This window comes from Pseudoalteromonas luteoviolacea H33-S (assembly GCF_001625695.1).
GTDB classification, from domain to species: Bacteria; Pseudomonadota; Gammaproteobacteria; order Enterobacterales; family Alteromonadaceae; genus Pseudoalteromonas; species Pseudoalteromonas luteoviolacea_B.
The window spans coordinates 14,098-35,679 of the sequence record NZ_AUXY01000060.1 but is presented as its reverse complement, the minus strand read 5'-3'; the positions used below and the strand labels follow the sequence as shown (position 1 = coordinate 35,679).

General features: G+C 40.0%; 21 protein-coding genes. 13 read left to right on the top strand and 8 right to left on the bottom strand.

All coding sequences use genetic code 11. The annotated features are described in order from the left end of the window. Window positions 1-2 precede the first annotated feature (2 nt). From N477_RS07810 to N477_RS07750, 13 genes are all read left to right on the top strand, one after another. Window positions 3-971: a radical SAM/SPASM domain-containing protein gene (locus N477_RS07810; protein ID WP_063363431.1), complete on the top strand. Its 969-nt coding sequence runs from the start codon at window positions 3-5 to the stop codon at window positions 969-971. Window positions 972-973: 2 nt separating this feature from the next. Beyond that, entirely contained in the window at window positions 974-2,134 is a 1,161-nt protein-coding gene (locus N477_RS07805; RefSeq protein WP_063363432.1) for an FkbM family methyltransferase, read from the top strand. Between the two features lie 2 nt (window positions 2,135-2,136). Continuing rightward, window positions 2,137-3,420, top strand: a complete 1,284-nt coding sequence (locus tag N477_RS07800) for a hypothetical protein (RefSeq protein WP_063363433.1) — start codon at window positions 2,137-2,139, stop codon at window positions 3,418-3,420. After that, on the top strand, window positions 3,410-4,189 hold the full coding sequence (locus tag N477_RS07795; protein ID WP_063363434.1) for an AAC(3) family N-acetyltransferase: 780 nt from the start codon (window positions 3,410-3,412) through the stop codon (window positions 4,187-4,189). Before N477_RS07800 ends, N477_RS07795 begins: the two co-directional genes overlap by 11 nt. After that, window positions 4,189-4,701, top strand: coding sequence for a WbuC family cupin fold metalloprotein (locus N477_RS07790; protein ID WP_063363435.1), 513 nt, complete (start codon window positions 4,189-4,191; stop codon window positions 4,699-4,701). Before N477_RS07795 ends, N477_RS07790 begins: the two co-directional genes overlap by 1 nt. Then, window positions 4,694-5,902 carry a DegT/DnrJ/EryC1/StrS family aminotransferase gene (locus tag N477_RS07785; RefSeq protein WP_063363436.1) on the top strand — a complete coding sequence of 403 codons (1,209 nt, stop codon included), beginning with the start codon at window positions 4,694-4,696 and terminating at the stop codon, window positions 5,900-5,902. Before N477_RS07790 ends, N477_RS07785 begins: the two co-directional genes overlap by 8 nt. 16 nt (window positions 5,903-5,918) lie before the next feature. Next, window positions 5,919-7,211, top strand: a complete 1,293-nt coding sequence (locus N477_RS07780; protein WP_063363437.1) for a class I SAM-dependent methyltransferase — start codon at window positions 5,919-5,921, stop codon at window positions 7,209-7,211. After that, window positions 7,192-8,253, top strand: a complete 1,062-nt coding sequence (locus tag N477_RS07775) for a Gfo/Idh/MocA family protein (protein WP_063363438.1) — start codon at window positions 7,192-7,194, stop codon at window positions 8,251-8,253. Before N477_RS07780 ends, N477_RS07775 begins: the two co-directional genes overlap by 20 nt. Then, window positions 8,232-9,119, top strand: a complete 888-nt coding sequence (locus tag N477_RS07770) for an SDR family oxidoreductase (RefSeq protein ID WP_063363439.1) — start codon at window positions 8,232-8,234, stop codon at window positions 9,117-9,119. Before N477_RS07775 ends, N477_RS07770 begins: the two co-directional genes overlap by 22 nt. Continuing rightward, on the top strand, window positions 9,107-10,570 hold the full coding sequence (locus N477_RS07765) for a PfkB family carbohydrate kinase (protein WP_063363440.1): 1,464 nt from the start codon (window positions 9,107-9,109) through the stop codon (window positions 10,568-10,570). The genes N477_RS07770 and N477_RS07765 overlap by 13 nt, the downstream gene beginning before the upstream one ends. A gap of 2 nt (window positions 10,571-10,572) precedes the next feature. Further along, a complete protein-coding gene (locus N477_RS07760; RefSeq protein ID WP_063363441.1) occupies window positions 10,573-11,277 on the top strand; it encodes a nucleotidyltransferase family protein in 705 nt (234 codons plus the stop codon). A 67-nt stretch (window positions 11,278-11,344) separates the two neighbouring features. Continuing rightward, window positions 11,345-12,022, top strand: coding sequence for a class I SAM-dependent methyltransferase (locus N477_RS07755; protein WP_063363442.1), 678 nt, complete (start codon window positions 11,345-11,347; stop codon window positions 12,020-12,022). Further along, entirely contained in the window at window positions 12,012-12,989 is a 978-nt protein-coding gene (locus N477_RS07750) for a GNAT family N-acetyltransferase (protein ID WP_063363443.1), read from the top strand. The genes N477_RS07755 and N477_RS07750 overlap by 11 nt, the downstream gene beginning before the upstream one ends. A gap of 42 nt (window positions 12,990-13,031) precedes the next feature. On the opposite strand, the gene N477_RS07745 is transcribed toward N477_RS07750, so the two are convergent. From N477_RS07745 to N477_RS07710, 8 genes are all read right to left on the bottom strand, one after another. Continuing rightward, complete coding sequence (locus tag N477_RS07745; protein WP_063363444.1) at window positions 13,032-14,396, bottom strand: NAD(P)-binding protein; 1,365 nt, start codon at window positions 14,394-14,396, stop codon at window positions 13,032-13,034. Window positions 14,397-14,417: 21 nt separating this feature from the next. Next, window positions 14,418-15,734, bottom strand: coding sequence for a DUF4910 domain-containing protein (locus N477_RS07740; RefSeq protein ID WP_063363445.1), 1,317 nt, complete (start codon window positions 15,732-15,734; stop codon window positions 14,418-14,420). Between the two features lie 3 nt (window positions 15,735-15,737). Continuing rightward, window positions 15,738-17,822, bottom strand: coding sequence for a 6-hydroxymethylpterin diphosphokinase MptE-like protein (locus tag N477_RS07735; protein ID WP_063363446.1), 2,085 nt, complete (start codon window positions 17,820-17,822; stop codon window positions 15,738-15,740). 22 nt (window positions 17,823-17,844) lie between these two features. Further along, the gene (locus N477_RS07730) at window positions 17,845-18,141 is read right to left on the bottom strand and encodes a hypothetical protein (protein WP_063363447.1); all 297 of its coding nucleotides are present in this window, start codon (window positions 18,139-18,141) and stop codon (window positions 17,845-17,847) included. Next, on the bottom strand, window positions 18,131-18,559 hold the full coding sequence (gene fliS, locus N477_RS07725) for a flagellar export chaperone FliS (protein ID WP_063363448.1): 429 nt from the start codon (window positions 18,557-18,559) through the stop codon (window positions 18,131-18,133). The genes N477_RS07730 and fliS overlap by 11 nt, the downstream gene beginning before the upstream one ends. A gap of 17 nt (window positions 18,560-18,576) precedes the next feature. Next, entirely contained in the window at window positions 18,577-19,998 is a 1,422-nt protein-coding gene (gene fliD, locus N477_RS07720; protein WP_063363449.1) for a flagellar filament capping protein FliD, read from the bottom strand. Between the two features lie 21 nt (window positions 19,999-20,019). Then, a complete protein-coding gene (locus N477_RS07715; RefSeq protein ID WP_063363450.1) occupies window positions 20,020-20,430 on the bottom strand; it encodes a flagellar protein FlaG in 411 nt (136 codons plus the stop codon). Between the two features lie 84 nt (window positions 20,431-20,514). Next, window positions 20,515-21,477 (bottom strand): flagellin, encoded by a 963-nt coding sequence (locus N477_RS07710; protein ID WP_063363451.1) that lies wholly within the window; start codon window positions 21,475-21,477, stop codon window positions 20,515-20,517. Between the last annotated feature and the right edge of the window lie 105 nt (window positions 21,478-21,582).

The following is a 21,582-nucleotide window of genomic DNA, read 5'->3' as shown; positions in this document are numbered from 1 at the left end:
ATATGAGTACGTACAAATTGCCACTAGAACCATACCCAAGTAGGGTTCTGATGGATTTAAGCTCAGACTGTAACCTGAAATGCCCTATGTGTGTCGTACATGGCAGCACGGACGATCCTAAAGTCAATGCAATTATCAAGAAACACATGAAGGTCACCGATGCAAAGCAAATATTAGATGAAATTGAAGGTCACACCAAGACCATAGGGCCAGGCCTGTGGAGCGAACCCTTGATGGGCCGTGACATTCTAATGCATTTGCGCAGTATGAAACGCAGAGGGTTCACCATTTCAATGAACTCTAACGGCTTATTGATGAATAAAAAAATGGCAGCCTCTCTTGTAGAAATTGATGTTGACAGCATTACAGTCAGTATCGATGCAACCACGAATGAAACATTAAGCAAAATTCGTGGCGTTGAAAAGATTGAGAAAATAGAAGCTCATGTGAAACATCTACTTGCTATCAGAGGCGATAGCCCAAGCCCTCGTATTGGCGTTTCTTTCACTAAACAACCAGAGAATGTTCATGAGGTTCAAGATTTTATAGACAAATGGGTAGAAATTACTGATTTTGTACGTATTGGTGAAATATTTGAAGATGGAAAATTCCCACATATAGATATAAACCACGAACAAAGGAAACCCTGCGCTGAGCTCTACGAAACGATGACTATCCATACCAATGGGGATGTTTCTATTTGCTGCCTTGACGGTTTTAAAGATGTCGTCGTTGGCAATGCTGTTGAAACCAGTGTTAAGGAAGTCTGGCAAGGTGAAGCGATGACCAAAATACGCGAGCACCATGAAAATGGCGAGTGGGAAAAAGTACCATTTTGTAAAAATTGTGACCGCTGGGCGTCAAATATATTCGAAGAGAAACAAGAGGGAAATCTGCTTATTAGAACCTCAGCTGAATTCACTTTTTACAATAGATTGGACAGATTAAACTCTTGGAAAAAATGTAGGTAGATATGGACAACACTTCTTATCTAGATAAATTAATTAAAGTAATCGAAGAAAATAGCGTTGAGGAGCTTCGTGAAGCACAGCGTAATAACCATCTTGATTTAAATACATTAATAAACCAGCCCATCACAATCGTCGGTGCTGCTGATGAAGGGATTAGACTCCTCACTATCTGTGATTCTCTGCAAGCGTCGGATGTACGCATTGTTGACATGAATAAAGAAAAGGTAGGAACTCAAGTACTCAATGGCAAAAGCATAATGCCTTTTTGTGCTGAAAATATCACTGAGCGTCACATTATTCTTGCTACGCACCGAACGTACCATGTATACATCAAGTGCAAAGAACTCAAAGCTGCTTCTGTGACTACATTTATGCACCTTCAAGCTTTATACCCTGAAAGCTTTGAACCGCACTTTTTTCATAAAGATATGCTAGAAACCATGTCAAACAGTGTATCTGCTTTGAAACAGCTAAGATCTAGCCTTGCAGATGACATATCTGTTGGCGTACTTGCCTCATGTTTAGATTATCGCTTACATGGCGACCCTACCGTTATGGGGAACTTTATAGATTGGGATTTGTACCTACCAACCGATATTGATTTAACGCCTTTCGCACATAGTTATGTAGATTGTGGCTCTTTTGATGGAGATAGTGTCTCTATACACTTAAACCGTTATAAATCTGCAGTCAAACATGTTTATGCGTTTGAGCCAGATCCAAATACATTTGAGCGGTTGAAAGTTAACATGTCCGCTTACCAGCAAGTACAATGCATAAACAAGGGCGTCGGAGATAAAGTCACTAAGCTAAACTTTTCAGCCAATAATGAGCGAGCCTCACTATTTTCAGAGTCGGGTGAACTAAGCATTGATACTACCTCATTGGATGCAGAGTTAAAAAATACAACACCTTCATTTATTAAAATGAATATTGAGGCGTTCGAACCACAGGCAATTGATGGCGCACAAGGTATTATAAGTAAAAATACTCCTTTATTAGCTATATCAGCTTACCACCAGCCTGAACATCTATACTCTTTACAATTTCAGATAGAGAATATTGCGCCTAACAAATATGACTTTTATTTAAGGCAGCATGATGGCGGCCTTGTTGAGACCGTACTCTACGCTGTGCCAAAAGTATCACAAGGTCATATCTAAGCATGAATACATCATACATCGTGCTATATGGCATCAATAGCGTAACAGATCTGCTACTCAAGCAATATCCAAACGCATTATTAGCGACAACTACTGGCGGTGAAAACTATAAAGAGAGGCGTGTTTACAGCCTTGATGAACTGGCACTTAAAGATAAACAAAGTATTGAGAAAATCATTATTTGCTCAATGTTTGTCGACGATATTGCCAATTCATTGATTGAGACGGGTTTTGAACTAGACAAAATTGAGTTTTATAATATTACGTACAGTCAAGTTATGCGCTGCGTTGATACGGTCAAACAAGGTAATCAACCAGAACAAATATTACATGTCGTTTATGACCTAAGTGTGAACCTTCCATGCTTCGATGCATTAAGCTTTGCAGCCGTTGCTGAAGCACACAGAATTAAGCTAGGCCTAAAACACATTCATTTTTATGTATTATCTCCTGAAATCAATAATGACAAGTTTTCCTTCTCTGCTCACTATTCTGAGAGTGAAAGAAATTGGCGCATAGCCAATATAGTCAGGCCTATTTTCGAAAGCTTTTCCTCATATATTGGTACTACAAATATCACTCATAGAGAAGAGCTGAGCCATTTCATAGGCTCAAAAAAACATGTGTTCCCTGCTTCAATTTTGTCTGAAGGTACAGGTAAAGCTTATGGTTTATTAAAATTAGAAACATACATTGATGATGGAATACCATTACCCGAGTTAACTGTGCCTGACTCAGCACAAATCATGGTTGACAAGCTGCTACAGAGTGAAGAAGTTGCTGGTAAAAAACTAGTTACACTAACGCTGCGTAATACGATGACCCACCCTGAGAGAAACTCCCCTATTACCCCTTGGTTGGAGTTTATTGAATCACTCGATAAAGAGCAGTTTTTCCCAATTGTAATCAGGGATACATCTGAGTGCTTGAGTCCAAGTGCACTCTCAAACATTGCCTTAGAGCTACCAGCAGCCTCTGTTAATTTCCACTTAAGAATTGCGCTCTACAATTCAGCATATATTAATTTGAGCTCATCAGGCGGCCCAAGCTTTGCCTATTACTTTCTGAAAGGTTGCTCTTCCATACGGTATTCACCGATTGACGAACGGCATTTTGCAACTTCAAAGGCTACGCTAGAAAGAGCAGGCTTTAAAATAGGTCAAGAGCAATTTTTCGCGAAAAATGGTACTCACCAAATACCGTATGATGTAGAAACCACGGAGTCTATTTGCGCTTACTTCAAACAGCAATGTGTAATTTTGGAGCAACAGTCAGATGACGTTTGATAAGTGGTTAGAGGATACTTTGTTTCGCCCTATGAATGTAAATAACCAAAGTACAATCATGGTTCACAGTGCCTTTAAACAGTTAAGTAAGCAAGATGTTCAGATTGAGTCATTTTGTCAATTTTTACAGCGTTACTTTTTCGAAGGTAACGTAATAATGCCAACAATGACATGGCGAACAGTTACACCAGAAAAGAATACATTCGACTTGCGTACCACCCCATCCCATACAGGTGTTTTATCAGAAATATTTAGAACACAATTTGCTACTCATAGAAGTTTGCACCCTACCCATTCTGTGTCAGCATGGGGTAAAGCAGCCCAAGTATTAACTGCCAGCCATCACTTAGCATCAGGACCTTGTTCCGAAAATAGTCCCTATGGCATCATTGAAAACTCAGATTTGTTATCAAATACCTATATCCTTTGTTTGGGAGTGGCGCTGGAATCTTGCACTTATATTCATCACTTTGAAGAATTATTTGCTCCTGATATTTACCTTGAAGATACTAAGGAGGCATATACACTCATTGACCACAATGCACACAACGTTGAGTACTTAGCACAGAGACATACGAAACGAGTGCGAGATTTTCATCAGTTTGGATTGCCTCTATTTCAAAATAAAGACCTGCTATTAGCGCAGTATGGAAACTGTGACATTACTTTAGTCAGGGCAAAAGCTTTGTCAAAGTTAATACGGACATCTTTTGCAATAAGCCCGATGGCCACGTTGGCACACGCAGCGTATCAAACTGAGCTTTCATAATGTCAGCGGCTGAATTTAACCAACATCCTATATCCAAAATTTGTCAGACAGATATAGAGACCTTAATTGCTAAAGCTAAAAAGTCTGAGCATGGACACTATCGTCTTTGCTTGCATCAAGATAATGCGGCACACATTCAAGAAATGATTATCGTTGTATTAGCTGAGGCTCGCTTTCCCCCACATAAACACCCTGTAGGGAAAAGTGAATCAATACACTTAATTAATGGGTCATTGGCTACATTTATCTTTGATGACAACGGTGCTGTTCAACAAGTAATAAAACTCGGTAAAGGTCAGGATTTAATGCAAAGAATTGAGGGGGGGATTTGGCACCTACCTATTTGCATGAGTGACTATGTTGTCTACCATGAAACCTTGGTCGGCCCATACAACAAAGAAGCCGATGTTATTCTACCAAAATGGTCTTCTGCAAACACAGACCTCACTGCGCTTGAGCACCTTTATAGCAAGCTAAAAAAGAGTTTAGAAAAGAACAATGAGTATGAATAAAGTAACTTTAGCCATTCATGGTGGAGAGAAACAGATAAACACACCAATGCCAAAACGAGTAGCATTTGGTAAGCAGGAGATAGCCGCTCTTAATGCCGCGATTAGTCATTATAGTACTCAAGATCTAGACCCTGGATACTATGGCCCATATGAAAAACAGTATTGTGAGCAATTCAGTCGCTATATGGGCGACGGGTATACAGTTGCTGTTGCAACCGGCACTGCCGCCCTATATGTAGCCATCGCAGCATTAGAACTGCCTGAAAATAGCCATATTGTCATGTCGCCCATCACGGATCCAGGCTCATTTAATGCAGCAGTGTTACAAGGCTTCAAAGTATCTTTAGCAGATACTCACAGCGATAGCCTTAACACCAGCTGGGAACAAATTGAAAAGGTTATCACACCAGAGACCAGCGCAATTCTGCTAGTTCACTGCGCCGGCATTAATGCAGACATAGAAAACATTGCAAAAAAAGCAAAGGCGAGAAATATTAAATTAATTGAAGATTGTTCTCAATCACCTGGAGCCGAATTTAATGGTCGAAAATTAGGCTCATTTGGAGATATATGTGCCCTTTCTACAATGTATCGAAAAAGTCTCGCTTCTGGTGGAAGCGGCGGTTTAATTTTTACCACTAATGAACAGTTATACTATAAGGCTTTGTCTTATGGAGACCGAGGTAAGGATTTTGAAAACCCTGACTATCAAGAACGTAATGCAGAAGCTTATTTATTTCCCGCCCTCAACTGGAATACAAATGAACTCTCCTGCGCGATTGGTATCGCTTCTTTGCAACGGCTAGATGATACCATCAGGAAACGTTCAGCATTTTGTAAGGAAATGACCAGTTTACTGCAAAATTCTAAATTGTGTCATGTACCGCCATTTATCCAAGGTACATCCCCTTTCTTTTTGACCGTATATATGAAAGATACATCGGTAGACAAAGAAACATTCTGTAATGCTTTGCTTGCTGAAGGAGTGGAGCTTAACCCTCATTATCGCTTTGTTATCGCTCAATGGGCTTGGGCTCACCCATATTTAACTGAACACAAATACACACCAAACGCCCAAGCAGCAAGAGATAAGTCATTCAACATATACTTGAATGAAAATTACACAGCAGATACTGCTAACGCTATTTTCGCTGCAATTAGCAAAGTAGAAAATTACTATATCAATAGCGTTAGCGATTAATTGTAAGAGAATATATATGAATCAGAATCTTGAACAAGAAACTAAGAGTCATTACCAGCATAGAAGCAACTGTCGTTTGTGTTTAAGCACGGATGTACCTTTGGCAATTCCTTTTGCGCCGACCCCTATTGCCGAAAAATATGTCTCTGATCCTGAAGGGGTAACAACCCCTCTGTTCCCTGTCGATCTTTACATGTGCAAACAATGCGGGCATGTACAAATATTAGATGTGATTGACCCAGAGTACTTATGGTCTGACTACACTTATCACTCAGGACAAACTCAGGGAATTATTGACCATTTCAATGAAGTTTCTCAGCAGGTAATGACAAAGTATGGACCCTTCGATAAAAAGTTTGTTATTGATGTAGGTAGTAACGATGGAACATTTTTAAAGTGCTTCAAAGAGCGAGGCTTTAAAGTACTGGGGATTGACCCAGCAACCGAAATTGCAGCTAAAGCAACAAGCGAAGGTATAGAGACTCTCGCTGATTTAATGACAGATGCCAAAGGCTTAGAAATCCAGAAAAAATATGGAAAAGCAGATCTTGTCACTGCTTTTAATGTCTTTGCGCACGCTGACCAAATGATAGATCTATTAAAAGGCATAGCGAACGTATTAGACCGTGACGGACTATTTGTTTTCGAAGTCTCTTACCTCAAAGATATCATAGACAAAATGCTAATTGGGACAATATTCCACGAGCATTTGTGCAATCACTCACTGCGCCCAATGATCGACTTTTTATCATCCCAAGGTCTTGAAGTTTTTGATGTAGAGCATGTTTCTATCCAAGGCGGTTCTATTATTGGCTTTGCACAGCACAAGCAAGGACCCAGAGAAATCCAACCTACTGTGGCTGCAATGCTGGAATCTGAAGAAAGCGCAAAACTACATGAACTCAGTACAATGCAACAATTTGTATCACGATTTGATGCTATGAAAAAAGAAGTCGCGGAAATTGTACAATTAACGATAGACAACGGAGGCATCATTGCTGGCTATGGCGCAGCTCGCAGTGGACCAATGTTACTTACTCAATATGAGATTGGCAATAAAGTAAGTGAAGTCTATGACGACCACAAGCAAAAAGTTGGCCTGTTTACACCAGGTGATCTCATTGAAGTTAAACCGACACAAACTATCAATGAAACCAAACCGGCGTTGACTGTTATCCTAGCTTGGATACACGCAAAAGCGATTGTTCGTAAGCACGAAGCATATCTGCAAAACGGCGGGCAGTTTTTAACTCTAACTCCAACAGTACAACTGATAAATAAAGATAACTATGCAGACTTCATCGCGTAAAATTCGTTTAGGTTTTATCGGTGCAGGCTTTATTGGTCAAATTGCGCATATTGAAAACTATGCGCAATTGAACAATTGTGAATTATATGCAATTGCCGATCTTCGACCGAACTTATTAAATCAAGTAGCCAATAAATTTGGGATTACTCATCGCTATAGTACTCACACGGAACTACTGGCGGATACACAAATAGATGCTGTGGTTGTCGTCACGGCACGCTCTCACACCGTTGATATTGTCAAAGATTGTCTATTAGCTGGTAAACACGTATTTAGTGAAAAGCCAATGGCTGGCAACAGTGATATTGCTAGTTCACTTGTCCAACTAGCTGAAAGAAATAGCCTTGTTTATTGTGTCGGCTATATGAAGCGTTGCGATGCTGGTGTTATCCAAGCGAAAAAAATTTATGACGATCTTATCGCTAAAAATTCCATAGGAAAGCTGCTACAAATTAGTGCGCAGTGCTATATGGGCGATAGCTACTGCAAAGCTGCGGGTTACATTCATGGTGAAGAAGCAAGGCCTACCATGGTAAATGAAGCGGAATTTGCACCCAGCTTTTTATGCCAAAGTGACAAACCTCTTTTTGCAAGATATGTGAATGTCCACTCCCATTTACTCAATTTCATTCGATATTTTGTCGGCGAAAAGCCTTCTGTTGAGTACTTTAATACAGTCTCACCACTAGCGCATATTTGTGTTATGCGTGTACAGGATCAGCTTATCATGCTAGAAACAGGGGAAGTAGAACAAAAACATTGGCAAGAAAAGTGCACATTCATTTTCGAAAGAGGTCAATTAGTTGTCACTTTGCCACCAGCTTTATTACGTAATGTACCAGCGACTATTGAGTTGCAGCAAAGTGGTGAAATATCTCAAAGTACCCAACTACAAGTTGAATGGTCCTGGGCATTTAAAAGTCAGGCAGCTACATTTATAGAAAGTGTTCAAAAAAAGAAAACTGACAATGTAATCAGCGCTAAAGAAGCACTAGTTGATATTGAATTAGCAGAGGATATATGGAAAAAACTCAGCAAATAACCCCAATTATTTTTGGTGCCAGTGGTTTACTTGGCGGGCACCTATTCAAATACTTCGGTACTAAGAACTCTCAAACAATTGGTACGTATGGTCAAAATTACAAGCCAGATCTGATTCAATTCGACTTAGCAAAAAATGATTTGGATTCATTAAAAATTCAACCTGAAAATAAGTATGTTGCTGTTATATGCGCATCTTTGACCAATATTGGTTACATTAATGCCAACCCACTTGAAAGTTTTGATGTTAACGTTCGTGCTACCGAGAAGCTCATAAAGCAATTGACTAGCAAACAAATACCTATCGTCTTTATTTCTTCTGATAACGTGTTTCCGGGCTCTTCTGGCGCCTACAGAGATGATAATTCTGAAACTCCAGTATCAGAATATGGTGTGCAAAAGCGAGAAATAGAATCTCGCCTAATGAAAATTACAGGTAATAATGCATGTGTCGTCAGGTTAGCTAAAATTGTTGGGGTCGCAGGCCAAGACGGTACAATTTTGAATGACATTGTAAATCAGTTAGCATCAGGCAACGAAGTGAAGGCTGCTTCAGATTTAATATTCAACCCAACCGCCGTAACAGATATTGTTAGAGCCATAGAGCTGCTGATCCAAGAACGTAAGACAGGTATTTTTAACTTTTGTAATCCACAAGTATTTAGCCGTTTTGACTTAACCACATATCTAGCGAATGCACTAAACCTAGACACACAATGTATCCGAGATATTAAGTTTGCTGAGCTCGATAGCACTGGGAAAAGACCGCTTAATACAACCATGATCAATTCATCTATTTTTGAAAATTTTCAGTTTACTGACCTGGAAACCTGTGTTCAGTTAGGGTTGGAAGCATGGCGAAAGTAAGTACCTCTGGTAAATGCATTCTAGTTCAAGGTAATTTTGACGTACTACACCCAGGACATATTAGACTGCTCAGCTTCGCACGCTCTTGTGGTCAGGAGCTAATTGTTGCCGTTAATAAAGACAAAACGATGCCTGTTAAAAGTCGTGTCAGTGAAAAGCACCGTCTAGAAATGGTTAATTCACTTGAGTGCGTTGATCATGCATTTCTGACCGACGACCTACCACAAGATGTAGTTAACATCTTACGTCCTTATGCAGTTGTGAAAGGAAAAGAATTTGAATGCAGAGCAAATCCTGAGCTGGACATACTGAATGAGTATGGGGGAAAACTCATTTTTGGTTCTGGTGAATTTGAAAGTAATGCAGAGCAATACATTAAAAAAACTAGCCGTCCAGCTAGTAGCTTCGACTTTGCTGAAATGCGCAATTATGCGAGCCGTCACAATATTAAAGCCTCAAAACTCAGTGACACATTGAATAAAGTAAAATCTCTCAACGTTTTGGTGATAGGTGAAGCCATCGTAGATGAATATATACAAGGCACAGCCGTGGGTATGTCACAAGAAGACCCAACAATTGTGATGACACCAAATAAAACGGATAAATATTTAGGTGGAGCAGCCATTACTGCTGGACACATTAAAGCATTAGGAGCAAACTCGGTATCTCTCGTCTCGGTCATCGGGCATGACGCCGCTGGCAGTTTTGTGAGTGAACATATTAATAACTACCACGTCACCCCTTACCTTTTTACTGATTCTACCCGTCCAACACCTTTGAAAACAAGATATAGGGCGTCCAGCAAAACATTACTTCGAGTGAATCAGGTTAGGCAACATAAAATCCCAATTGAGTTACAAAAAGATATTATTGGTGCAATAGAACAAGAGATAGCAAAACTTGATTTATTAGTTTTCTCAGATTTCAACTACGGGCTCTTACCACAGAGTTTAGTAAACACAATTTCACAACTTTGCAAAACACACTCTGTAAAGGTAGTTGCTGACAGCCAGACCTCATCTCAAGTTGGTGATATATCTCGTTACACAGATATGGATTTAATTACTCCAACAGAACGAGAAACTCGAGTTGCATTGAGCAACCCTGACGATGGCCTAGTGGTGCTTGCACAAAAGCTAACCAACAAAGCAAAACCAAAGAACCTAGTGATCACTTTAGGAGAGGACGGTATCTTTATTCATAAACCAACCCTTACATTTGAACACTGGGAAAATGATAGATTGCCAGCAATTAATACCAATGCGACTGATCCCGCAGGTGCTGGTGATTGCTTTTTAGCAGCAAGTTCATTGGCTCTTGTTGCTGGTGCCAGTTCATGGGAAGCCTTTTATTTAGGCAGTTTGGCAGCTGCTTGCCAAGTTTCTTCATTAGGAAATGTGCCACTTTCAATCGACGTATTCGAAAAAGCAATTTCAGAGTCATTCCACTAGATATGAAAGCTATTCTACTTGCAGCGGGTCTTGGAACCCGCCTAAAACCAATTACAGATTCACTTCCCAAGTGCTTAGTACCAATTCATCACCAACCGCTGCTCGGATTATGGATTGACAAGCTCGTATCCTTAGGGGTACGAGAAATCTTAATCAACACTCATTACTTTAATGAGCAGGTGGAGCAGTATATTGATTCACACCCCCACAAAGCTTTTATAAAACGAGTCTACGAGCCGAAACTGTTGGGGACAGCGGGCACCTTGATTCAAAATAGAACGTTTTGGCAAGGTGATGAATGTTTAGTTATACATGCCGACAACTACTGCCAAAGCAATTTGCAAAGTATGCTAAGGGCACATCAAAATCGTGATAAAAATACTGATTTGACACTGCTACTATTTGAAACTCCGACACCACATAGCTGTGGTATTGTAAAATTAAACGAGCATCAAGTTGTCACTGAATTTCATGAGAAAGTTGCAAACCCTCCAGGCAATCTCGCCAGCGGCGCCTTATTTCTATTTTCCTCATGTGTATTTGATAACTACTTCTCAACGTTAAAGGAAGGGGAACAATACGAATTAAGCACAGACATTGTTCCTAAAATGGTCAATCGGATCCAAGGCTGGCAAGTAGATGGCCATTACCTAGATATAGGCACGCCAGAAAGCTATGTCCAAGCGCTGAAAATAAGCAAAACATAAACAGACTTAAAGGAATAACTAGCATATATCTTGCTATAAAACCTAAACACAGATAAAGGTAATTAACATGTCATTTTGTCAAAATTGGGATAATTTATATCGTGCCAGCCAGCACATGTCTATTTGGCCATGGAGCGTAGTAGTTGCAGCTTCATTGCGTCACACACAGCTTCGAAACGCCGATGAAAACTTCAGAGTATTAGAAGTAGGATGTGGTGCAGGTGCTAACTTCCCATTTTTCTTGTCTTACTGCAAAAATGTGTACGGTATAGACGGAAGCGAATTCATCATTAACCAATTAAAGTCTCGCTTCCCTGACATCGCTGATACGCTATTCACTGGAGATTTTACCCAACCATGGCCATTTGAAAATGACTTTGACTTAATTGTGGACCGTGGTGCATCCGTGCATAACCCAACAGCAAGTATTGAGAAGTATTTAAAGCAAGCTTTTGAAAGGCTCAAGCCAGGTGGTATTTTATTAGTTACAGATTGGTTTAGTACAACTCACTCTGATTACGACAAGGCACCAGTTTCTATTGATAAGTACACTAAAACAGGCTATACCAGCGGTTCGTTTGCCGAAGTTGGTAATGTAAACTTTTTTGATGAACCACTGATTCGAAACCTTGTTAGTGCATTTGAAATTATTTCACTAACACACGGTTGCGACGAAGATATCGCATCAGGGCATAAACATGCATGTTGGAATATGATTTTAAGAAAGCCACAACATGAAAAGTAAATTCAAATTAGTACAATGTGAACTAGATGGTGATTGGGATAATTTTATAAATCAATCACCAAATGGCGCTGCATTTTTTCAAAGTGACTTTGTACACAATCTTGGCGTCCCCTACCATGCCTACTATTGCTGTAAAGGCAATGAGAAATTCGCTGCTATACTGCTGATCACCAATTCAGAAGGCAACGCGATTGTTGGGCATCATGATGTAATATACGATGGTATCGTGCATCGAGATACCAAACATTTGAACACCGCTCAAAGCCACTCAGAACAGTTTTCCGTGCAAGAAACCATCGCTGAATTTCTCGCCCATAGCTATAATTCGGTGTATTTAAAACTACACCCTAGCATTTTAGATATCCGCTCTTTCCTTTGGGTCAATTATCATAATGCTGGACCAACTTATACAGCTATTCCGCGTTACACAACATGCATAAATATCTCTGAATTCGCAGATGAATTTATCTCCTTAGAAAACAGCCAAAACTACTTGAATAGCTCAGTATCAAGACGTCAGGAAATCAGATACGGTATTAAAAAAGGCGTCGTTGCAACACAATCAAGTCAATTCGACACGTTTGCGCAATACTACTCTCTCACGATGGCAAGGCAAAATATCCACATTGACCAGCCTGCAATTGAGCAACTTGCCTTGCAAATAAAAAACCTTGCGCAGTGTGGTAGGCTAATCATGTTTGAGGCAAAAACCCAATCAGGTGAAACGGGAAGCTTTGCAACATTTTTACTCCATAAAGATACAGCTTATTATTATTATGGCGCAAATAAACCAGACATGAGAGATTCACACACAGGTACTGCCGTGATTTGGCAAGCCATGCCGGTTTTAGCTGGGTTAGGTATAAAAAAGATCGATTTAGAAGGGATTAATAGCCCTCAAAGGGGCTGGTTTAAGCTAAGCTTTGGTGGAGACATTTCACCATACTTTCATTTGAAGCTAAGCTAGCAACACGCCAGAATCACTGCCGTAATTCTGGCTTTACACACATTAAAGCTCTTTAATAGAGTTATACGCATCAATCAAAACATCTGCCTGACGCCAACATTTACCACTATATCGTCCCGACACAATCAAATTATCTACACTTTTATCCAATAACTCAAAATTATGTAAATTGACATCTTTGAATTCTTTCGTCGGAACCGGAAAAGTATTATTAATAACCTGTGTTTGAGAACTTATCACCTGTGCATCTTCATCAATAACGCACATTGCTTTGAGCTGCGCAACTACATCTTCAAGTAAATAAGAGGACACTTCGTCAGGTGAGCACAGTATCTCTGCTGACAAATGGTGGTGAGATACACTTTTATCCAAATTAGGGTATAAAGTCAGTCTAAAAATATCAGTGCTACTGTCCCAAACCCAAAGATAATGAGACTTTTGATTAGTCAGAGGTTTATCAAAGTTTAAGTGAAATATAACCGCTGTTCTTAATTCCATTTGACCTCGTTGCGGCTCTATACCTAACGCATTCAGCGCTATAAACGGCGGCGCACTCCAAAATAGCAGATCGCTTGACAGTACTCTGTCCGAAGCCAGTTCAATATGGGTGATTTGCGTACCTGAACGAACTATCTTTTTAACTCGCTCTGATGTAATTACTTCGACACCAGCTTTTTCAACGTGAGCAAGCAACTCTTGAACCCAATGACCAATGCCTTCCCCATTATTCGGATAAAAATATTTCACATCAGATAATTTGTCACGTTCTTTCCTCGCCAAAAAGTCCTGCTCAGTTTGATATCCCAATTTACTGTCAAACGCTGGGAGCTCTTTAAGTTGAGCAGCAACATCAGCAGGTAATGCCAAGATACGCGTGAAACCAAAAAGACCAGCTTCCATAGTCAGTCCGCGAATATCCGTTAACTTACCATAAAGCTTTTGCAAGATAGGCACTACAATGCTGTGTGTAAACACTACCCCCAAAGAATTAATGCTATGGTCATAAATAAATTGCTCTGATGGCTGGTGAGTTAAATTAATCAACTCACCACACCCCTGAGAGTAAACTGCAGGTTCTAATTTTTGAGCGTTTGGAAAAGGGCTTGTTAAATCCCAGCTTCCGGAAAAATAATTACCCGACTCGAGTTTATCAATCGTATTCCACTGTGACTTATCATCTACATGGCCAAATAAAATTTGATCAAGCTCTTCGATGCCTGTTGCGTTAGGTATGTGTGACCCCATATCATACGCAGCACCTTTACTATCCTTTATTGAGCAAAACAACCCACCTATACGCTCTGCTTGTTCAATCAAAACAACATTATATCCTCTCTTTTTTAACAACAAAGAGGACACCAAACCACAGACTCCACCGCCTACTATTACTGCGTTTTGATTTACCATGACAACTCCTACACTGCTTTTTTACGACTCAACCATCTTCAAGAGCCCTTGTTCTTCCAACTTTTCAATAGCCGTAGCCATATCACCAACAGATACCCCCAGTTTTTTCGCAATATCAATGGTGTCATGTTCACCATCACCGTAACTAAGCAGCATCTTTATTTGATTTAGCTCATCCACCTGCTTTTTTCTTTCTTCACTAAAAAAGCTAAGTGTTGGATATAGCCCACGATCACCAAGTTGTGGCTCACCATAAGGATACTGGTTTTCAAACACAGCGGTTTGTTCCATCTCAAGGAAAATTCGCTCTAGTTTATCAATGCTATCTAGCAGCGGTTCAATACCCATATATTCTTTATCGTCCAAAGACGTATGATATTGAGAGTAACCATCATGAAAACTGCGGCTTACACAGCAAACTGGTAACTGGAAACCCGGTGAGTTGTACTGCCTTTCATCTGAGCCAGACAAAGGTGAAAAAGCAATATTGCGATGATCATGTCCATGATCATTGAGGTGATACAATAGTTTGTCTAATAGACCACTATCATTACGGCTGTGTTTGAAGGTTAATTCTTCCTGTTTGCCTCCTACACAGTTAATCACCAAGCCTGCGACCATATTCTTTGCAAAGTTCTTGTGCTCTAAATGTAACAGGCCAAGACTGCCAATGGTTTCTGGATGTAGTGCAAATCGATAGGTATAACGCCTATTTTTCCACTTTTTAATACGATGATATAACCCGAGTAATACAAGTGGACCGCTGAGCTCATTGTTCGCCATAGATGGATGGCATAAATATGAACTTAATAAAACCTCTTGTTTACTTTCACCTTGTAATACCGATTGCGCTATATCTAACTGACCGTCAACAAATTTACTTTTGATTACTGCTTTGTAGCTGCCTTGAGATAGCTTGTCTCGTTCAGCTTGTGCTATGCAAAATCCCCAGCGACGTTTGTAATAACTGGTGACATAAGGAATAGCTGTAGGCTGCTCGGGCAAACTATACAAATGGTTTTGCAATTCATCCAAATTAAGCGTTTTATCCACCGTCTCTGAATAATTTACTACCTCAAGATTCAAGCGGTGCATATCAGCAACCCGCTCCCCATCAGGTGCTTCTAAATATGCTTCCGTACAATGCCACTCCTGGGGGACTTGCCAATCAAAGATTTTTTCACCAGTTTTAATGGAGTTTATTTCCAAGGGAATATAACGATTGAATATATCGTAACTTTGGCGCAGACCGGGTCCAGTTATAGATCGTAAAATAGGAAAAAGCTCGTCAAATAATTGGCTATAGAAATCCACTGACTCTTGATACTGCGAACTCACTGCTTACTCCTTGCCCAAGTCACACTTGGCACGATAATTAAGTTCATAAAAGTCTTTCATTTCAGATATGTAGCTTATCCATAGCGTATTTAATTTGGTGTAACTTTGTAAAGTATAGTGCTCGTCTTTATAGGTATAAAGTAACGTCAACAATGGGCAGTGGTAATATAATAAAGCGCCTTTAACCATATGAAATAAATGCGACAATGGCGTATTTTTATAAGAATATACAAAACGAGCTTGACGCATTAAGCAATCAGATGCTGCTTTTCTATTTTTAACATCTTCACTCGCTAATTCGATTAAATGATCGCACATTTCATTAAACGCAGAAATCCCTATATATTGCTCATCTACAGCCTGTATATTAAGTTGCTGAAAGAAGTCAGACTTAATTGCTTCAATTTGCACCTGTTTATTAGGCTTTTCTGGAATTGGTAACAACTCCTCTGCAGGAACAGCATGCGCACCTGTTATTTTTGCACCATTACCCACATTATAAACAGCTCTTTTAGGGTAATAGTCAATCAACTTTTCTAATTGACTATGTGCTACAGCAAAGAGTTGGTTGGTCTCCACCTGCCCACCAAAATTTGCAGGTAAATATTTGCCATCCATTGCCAAACATAACATCCCTTCTTCTTCATCATTTTTTTGATCTACTTTGTATATACTGTCTTTACTATGGTGCTCGCCTGTCAGCAAGTTACCGTTATCGATACCAAATAAGTAAATATTTTTAAAACCTGCATACATAGCAAATGACAAAGCCGCATTTGCAACAACAGGGTTACAAAACGGGATGAAAGGCAAGCCATTACCACCATGAAAATGATCAAGCATTCCCATTAAGAAAGTGCCGGCTTCATTATCTTTTGCTGCTATACCAGCCCACTTATAACGCTCTACGTTATCAGGATATAAAGTATTCAAACCTATTAAATTGGTTTGCTTATATATCTCTGCAGGCAGAATATCACCAAATATCTTGTAATTAGAGTATGGCCTTTCTACTAAGATATGAAAATCAACTGGTATACCTTTGTTATATAATGTCGCAATAGAAGTACCCGCAGCCATCACTATTGCATTTTCATGATTTTGTTTAATGAATTCTTCTGCTTCATCCAGTGATGGGCCATTTCCTACAATAAATACAGGTGTAGAATAGTCAACATTTGTAGATTCTTTACCAGCCAAAACAGCTACATTTTTTTCCATCAAATGAATACTATGTGCCAAACCTGTTATTGCATCATTAAAAAATCCATGACCAAATTGAAAACGGAAGTATTCACTTGACCACTGCTGGATTAACGCCACGATTTCTGGCTGAGGAGTGTGTTGATAACAAAAACTTCGTACTATTGAAAAAGCACCAATATTGTTGGCGACAATCTCTAAATCTTTTATGAATGTTTTTGTGTCAGCTCCCAACTGAAAGAACAAGTTTCCACCTTGCTCATCAATCGTTTTAATAATATCAAACCAATCTGTACAAAATAAGCTTGCAAAAAATATCTCTAAGTCTGGCTCAACAAAAAATAAATAATCAAATGTTGTCTGCTCTAGCAAAAGAGGCACGTGGTAACCAAGTCCTACGCCAAAAATAAGTCCTGTAGGAAAATTCTCTGGTAATTTACTGATCCGCTCAGGTTCATTTTTTTGAACCTCTTGCATGACTTCAGACAATGCAGCCATATAACGAACATGTATCCGTTCATCATCGCCAGCTGAAGGATAAGAGCTATAATCTGTAGAGCAGAACACTGCACTTTCAATGCTATTCATCACCTGAACCCTAGTTTGCTCGATTGGGTCCTCGCTGTAGATCGGTGCGCTATAACCTTTTGGTACAAAGTTTCCATGCCCGGTTTTTGTTACATGGATACAGAAGTCCTCACGGACGGAATAATTTTTAAAGGTTTCGGCAATATCAGGGAAATACTCTTCAAAACAGGCAATATTTTTTGAAAAACGTTCATTTGCCTCAGTAGCAAATTGAGCTTCTCTTTGCTGCTGCTCGATTGACACATTAAGCTGTTCGCTCAAAGATTCGATTTGTTGTTCTAATGATTTATCTTTCATATAGGTAGAGTTTTGTGGTGGGTCACACGCTTTTGTACGCGTTAATTTTTTTCTTGTTTCCTTGCTGTGTTATCAACTGCTGAGAAACTTTTACTTTTTGCTTAGTCAAATATTGATTCAGCTGGCTCAAACGCTCATTAAACTGATTAAGAAGGCTCAATTGAGACTCAGAGACCTCCCCGTTACAATCAGAAAAAAACTGCTTAACACCTATGTCAACATTGACCATCAGTGTTTCTGCATCATCAAGTTCACCAGCCTTACATAAAGACTCTAGTCGCGTCAGGTTATCTTCTACATTAGATAAACTAGCCGACATTGGCATCTGCGCCATTTTGAGACAATGTCTTTTCTCTCACATCGTAAGGAATAGCGTCCCAAGCTGACTTGATCTCTTTCAATAAACCTGTTACTTCATCAATAATTGAAGGATCATTTTGTAAGCTTGCATCAAGTAGCCTATCTAGCATGTATGAGTATAAGGCGTACAAATTTTCAGTCACCTCGCCTCCCACTTCAAAATCAAGGCAATCTCTCAACGCTGCAATAATTGCAGATGATTTAGAAATATGCTCAGCTTTAGCCTCTAGATGCTTTTTCTCAATCGCAACTTTAGCCAACACCATTTTCTCGATTGCGCCTGCCATTAGCATTTGGATCACTTCGTATCTATCGGCACCTGCAACTCGAGTTTTAAGTGCCTCACGCTGATAATTTTTGACTCTTGCGTTATACATAACGGCTCCTTAATTTGTTATTTCTTAGAAGTAAACCCAGGTAAATTGGCAAGCTGAGCACCTAAATAATTTTGTGTTTGCTGCATTTGCGCAATCAAAACATCTAAGCCAGCATATTGCTTACGTAGTCTGTCTTCCAAAGATGCCATCCGATATTCATGGTTCAAAACATCTTCTTCTAATTCCTTAATCTGACCATTTAAGCTATCTTCCCGCTGCTTAAGTATTCCACTTGAGTCTACATAGTTACCAAGTAACGATTCAAGTTGTTTGGCAACCCCATTCTCTCCTGCAAACGCTGTGCCAATATCATCAAAATTAGAATCCATCGCTTCATTTAAACTACGTACTAACGAAGACTTCTCTAAATACCCTTCGTCATCAACGCCCAAACCGATGTCAAATATAGACTCAAAAGGACCTGCATCCGTCAATGACGTTGATAATGCACTGATCAATTGGTCATCTAGACTACGCATAGACGAGTCACCATTTAACGGTTCACCAATTCGAGTTCTAAACCCTATTTGCCCTATAACCGCGTTATAGTTGGTAATTAACTCGTCAATGAGTGTATTTACGGATTCTCTATCGTAGTCAATATTCAGTTTCGCTGTCTCATACTCGCCACCGCTATCTTGCACACTCTTAGCTTTGGCCGTGATGGTCATATCTTGAACGGCATCCTTAAAAGTATTTGTCTCGCTGTTAACAAGTAAACCATCGATACTAATTATAGCGTCTTTCGCCTCATCATCCGCACTAATAATCATCCCACCAGTCGGATTCAAAGTATCATCATAAGTCTCCAGTGCATCCATCTCTGCAGTATCGCTGGTGATCACTAAATTATTACTTGACCCTGTTACACTTGATGTTAGAACAAGCTTACTGCCGACGCCACTTATACCTGTATTTACAATGTTTGCCGTTAACCCAAAGTTGTTTTCATCTGCATTGATTGCATCTCTGAGCTCGTTGAGCGTCATCCCGGCAGTCACAGATAAATCAAAAGATTTGGATCCCGCAGCAAACGATAGCGTTCCCCCTGAGGCGCTGACGACTGAATCCGCATTATCAAAAGCGCCATCTGTACTCACCGCTCGACTACCTTGTGCAAGCTGTTGTACCGCAATATCAAAATTACCTACCGATATATCAGAAGTTGGCGTAACACTGATAATGTCTCCGCTAGTGGGTTGCGTTATATTTGCAACACGTTTATTGAAGTTATCAATGTCCGCCAATTTTTCGACGGTATCATTTAAGGTAGACAAGGCAGACTTTACTTCGCCAATCGCTGAAAGCTCAACACTCAGGCGTTCATCTTTAATTGCGAACTGTTGCATCTTGGGTCTATTTTCAGCATCTACCGACGCTTTAATAATACTTTCAAGATCCAAACCGGAGCCTACTCCAGCAGATGTAATAAGTGGCATTTCGCTACCTCCAACTAATAATCAAGCTGTTCTATCAAACAACAAGCCCTTTCCTGATACTTTATCGGCAAATTCATCCAAAGCCTTAGCAACTTCTCGAAACTCTTCTGAAGGTATTTCCCTGATCACTTCTTCACTATCTCTATCAATCACTCTAATGAAAGGAGGATCTCCATTTTCATCAAACTCAAAAGACAAATTAGTGGAAGTAACAGGTAAAACATTGTTAAGCCTATCTAGATTAGCCTTCACCTCTTCAAACAATTCCGGTTTTACCCGTCCCTCATCTTCCTTTTTTTCTCGGGATTGCTCAGACTTAACCGTATCTTCGACAGCTCGTAATATTTCATTTCCGTTTTCGGGCTTCACTATGTCAGGGGTTGGCACCATGTTGTTCGATCCCATTCCTAATGCAGATTGAACATCTTTCATAATACACCTCCAAGCAACAAGCCTAGTTTATAGTATACGTCAAGTTTGATATGAGTCCCAAACTTGACGTACCATAATACCAAATTAACCAAGTAGAGAGAGTGCGACCTGAGGTCTTTGGTTAGCCTGGCTTAAGATTGAACTACTCGCTTGCTGTAGGATCTGCATTTTGGTCAATGACGCTGTTTCTTGTGCAAAGTCAGTGTCACGAATTCGCGATTGTGCAGCTGATAAGTTTTCAGAAACATTCGACTGGTTACGGATAGTAGATTGGAATCGGTTTTGAACCGCACCTAGCTCCGCACGCTTTTTGTCAACAACCGCAATCAAAGCGTCCATACCCGCTAGTACTGCTTGTGCATTCGCCTGTGACGATACTGAGATACCGCTGGCTGTGAACACGGTAGCAAATGTCGCATTATCCGCTGACGAACCAACTGTGTTACTGATTGTACCAGCTGTAGCACTTAAAGAAGCGCCTGTTACCGCACTGGCTACACCTGCAATGCCCGATAAGGTAAATCCACTGTTAGCTTCAATAGAATTGGCTGTTCCACCAATATTCTTCATACTAAAGCCAATGGTTTGCACAGCGTCTGCACCTACTTGGAAATTGGCATCATAAGAGCCATCAAGTAAGTTTTGACCACCAAAAGTGGTATCTGCTGCAACCCTATTAGCCTCTTCAGACAGTGAGCGAATTTCCTCTTGGATCGCTAATCTGTCTTCATCGGTGTTTGAGCCATTTGAAGCCTGTTGTGCAAGTGTTCTGATACGCTGAAACATTTGCGTTGTTTCATCTAAGGCACCTTCAGCTGTTTGCGCCAAAGAAATACCATCGTTTGCATTTCGAATACCTTGATTTAAGCCGTTAATTTGGCCTGTCAAACGGTTCGAGACTTGCAAACCTGCCGCGTCATCTTTCGCACTATTAATACGAAAACCTGACGATAGTCTTTGGAAAGATGTATCCAAAGAATTCGACGAGTTATTCAACTGTCTTTGTGCGTTCAATGAACTCACATTAGTATTTACATACAAAGCCATAATAGCCTCCGCTTTATCGATTTAACTCGTAATAGCGGGATACCCCTACCCTGCCATTACGAAGTATTAGAGTCCTAGAGTTATAGTTCTCTAACTCTGCTATCG

Excerpts from the sequence above, each read along its gene's own strand:
- N477_RS07810 (WP_063363431.1), top strand. The coding sequence starts at position 3 with ATGAGTACGTACAAATTGCCACTAGAACCATACCCAAGTAGGGTTCTG.
- N477_RS07805 (WP_063363432.1), top strand. The coding sequence starts at position 974 with ATGGACAACACTTCTTATCTAGATAAATTAATTAAAGTAATCGAAGAA.
- N477_RS07800 (WP_063363433.1), top strand. The coding sequence starts at position 2,137 with ATGAATACATCATACATCGTGCTATATGGCATCAATAGCGTAACAGAT.
- N477_RS07795 (WP_063363434.1), top strand. The coding sequence starts at position 3,410 with ATGACGTTTGATAAGTGGTTAGAGGATACTTTGTTTCGCCCTATGAAT.
- N477_RS07790 (WP_063363435.1), top strand. The coding sequence starts at position 4,189 with ATGTCAGCGGCTGAATTTAACCAACATCCTATATCCAAAATTTGTCAG.
- N477_RS07785 (WP_063363436.1), top strand. The coding sequence starts at position 4,694 with ATGAATAAAGTAACTTTAGCCATTCATGGTGGAGAGAAACAGATAAAC.
- N477_RS07780 (WP_063363437.1), top strand. The coding sequence starts at position 5,919 with ATGAATCAGAATCTTGAACAAGAAACTAAGAGTCATTACCAGCATAGA.
- N477_RS07775 (WP_063363438.1), top strand. The coding sequence starts at position 7,192 with ATGCAGACTTCATCGCGTAAAATTCGTTTAGGTTTTATCGGTGCAGGC.
- N477_RS07770 (WP_063363439.1), top strand. The coding sequence starts at position 8,232 with ATGGAAAAAACTCAGCAAATAACCCCAATTATTTTTGGTGCCAGTGGT.
- N477_RS07765 (WP_063363440.1), top strand. The coding sequence starts at position 9,107 with ATGGCGAAAGTAAGTACCTCTGGTAAATGCATTCTAGTTCAAGGTAAT.
- N477_RS07760 (WP_063363441.1), top strand. The coding sequence starts at position 10,573 with ATGAAAGCTATTCTACTTGCAGCGGGTCTTGGAACCCGCCTAAAACCA.
- N477_RS07755 (WP_063363442.1), top strand. The coding sequence starts at position 11,345 with ATGTCATTTTGTCAAAATTGGGATAATTTATATCGTGCCAGCCAGCAC.
- N477_RS07750 (WP_063363443.1), top strand. The coding sequence starts at position 12,012 with ATGAAAAGTAAATTCAAATTAGTACAATGTGAACTAGATGGTGATTGG.
- N477_RS07745 (WP_063363444.1), bottom strand. The coding sequence starts at position 14,396 with ATGGTAAATCAAAACGCAGTAATAGTAGGCGGTGGAGTCTGTGGTTTG.
- N477_RS07735 (WP_063363446.1), bottom strand. The coding sequence starts at position 17,822 with ATGAAAGATAAATCATTAGAACAACAAATCGAATCTTTGAGCGAACAG.
- N477_RS07730 (WP_063363447.1), bottom strand. The coding sequence starts at position 18,141 with ATGTCGGCTAGTTTATCTAATGTAGAAGATAACCTGACGCGACTAGAG.
- fliS (WP_063363448.1), bottom strand. The coding sequence starts at position 18,559 with ATGTATAACGCAAGAGTCAAAAATTATCAGCGTGAGGCACTTAAAACT.
- fliD (WP_063363449.1), bottom strand. The coding sequence starts at position 19,998 with ATGCCACTTATTACATCTGCTGGAGTAGGCTCCGGTTTGGATCTTGAA.
- N477_RS07715 (WP_063363450.1), bottom strand. The coding sequence starts at position 20,430 with ATGAAAGATGTTCAATCTGCATTAGGAATGGGATCGAACAACATGGTG.
- N477_RS07710 (WP_063363451.1), bottom strand. The coding sequence starts at position 21,477 with ATGGCTTTGTATGTAAATACTAATGTGAGTTCATTGAACGCACAAAGA.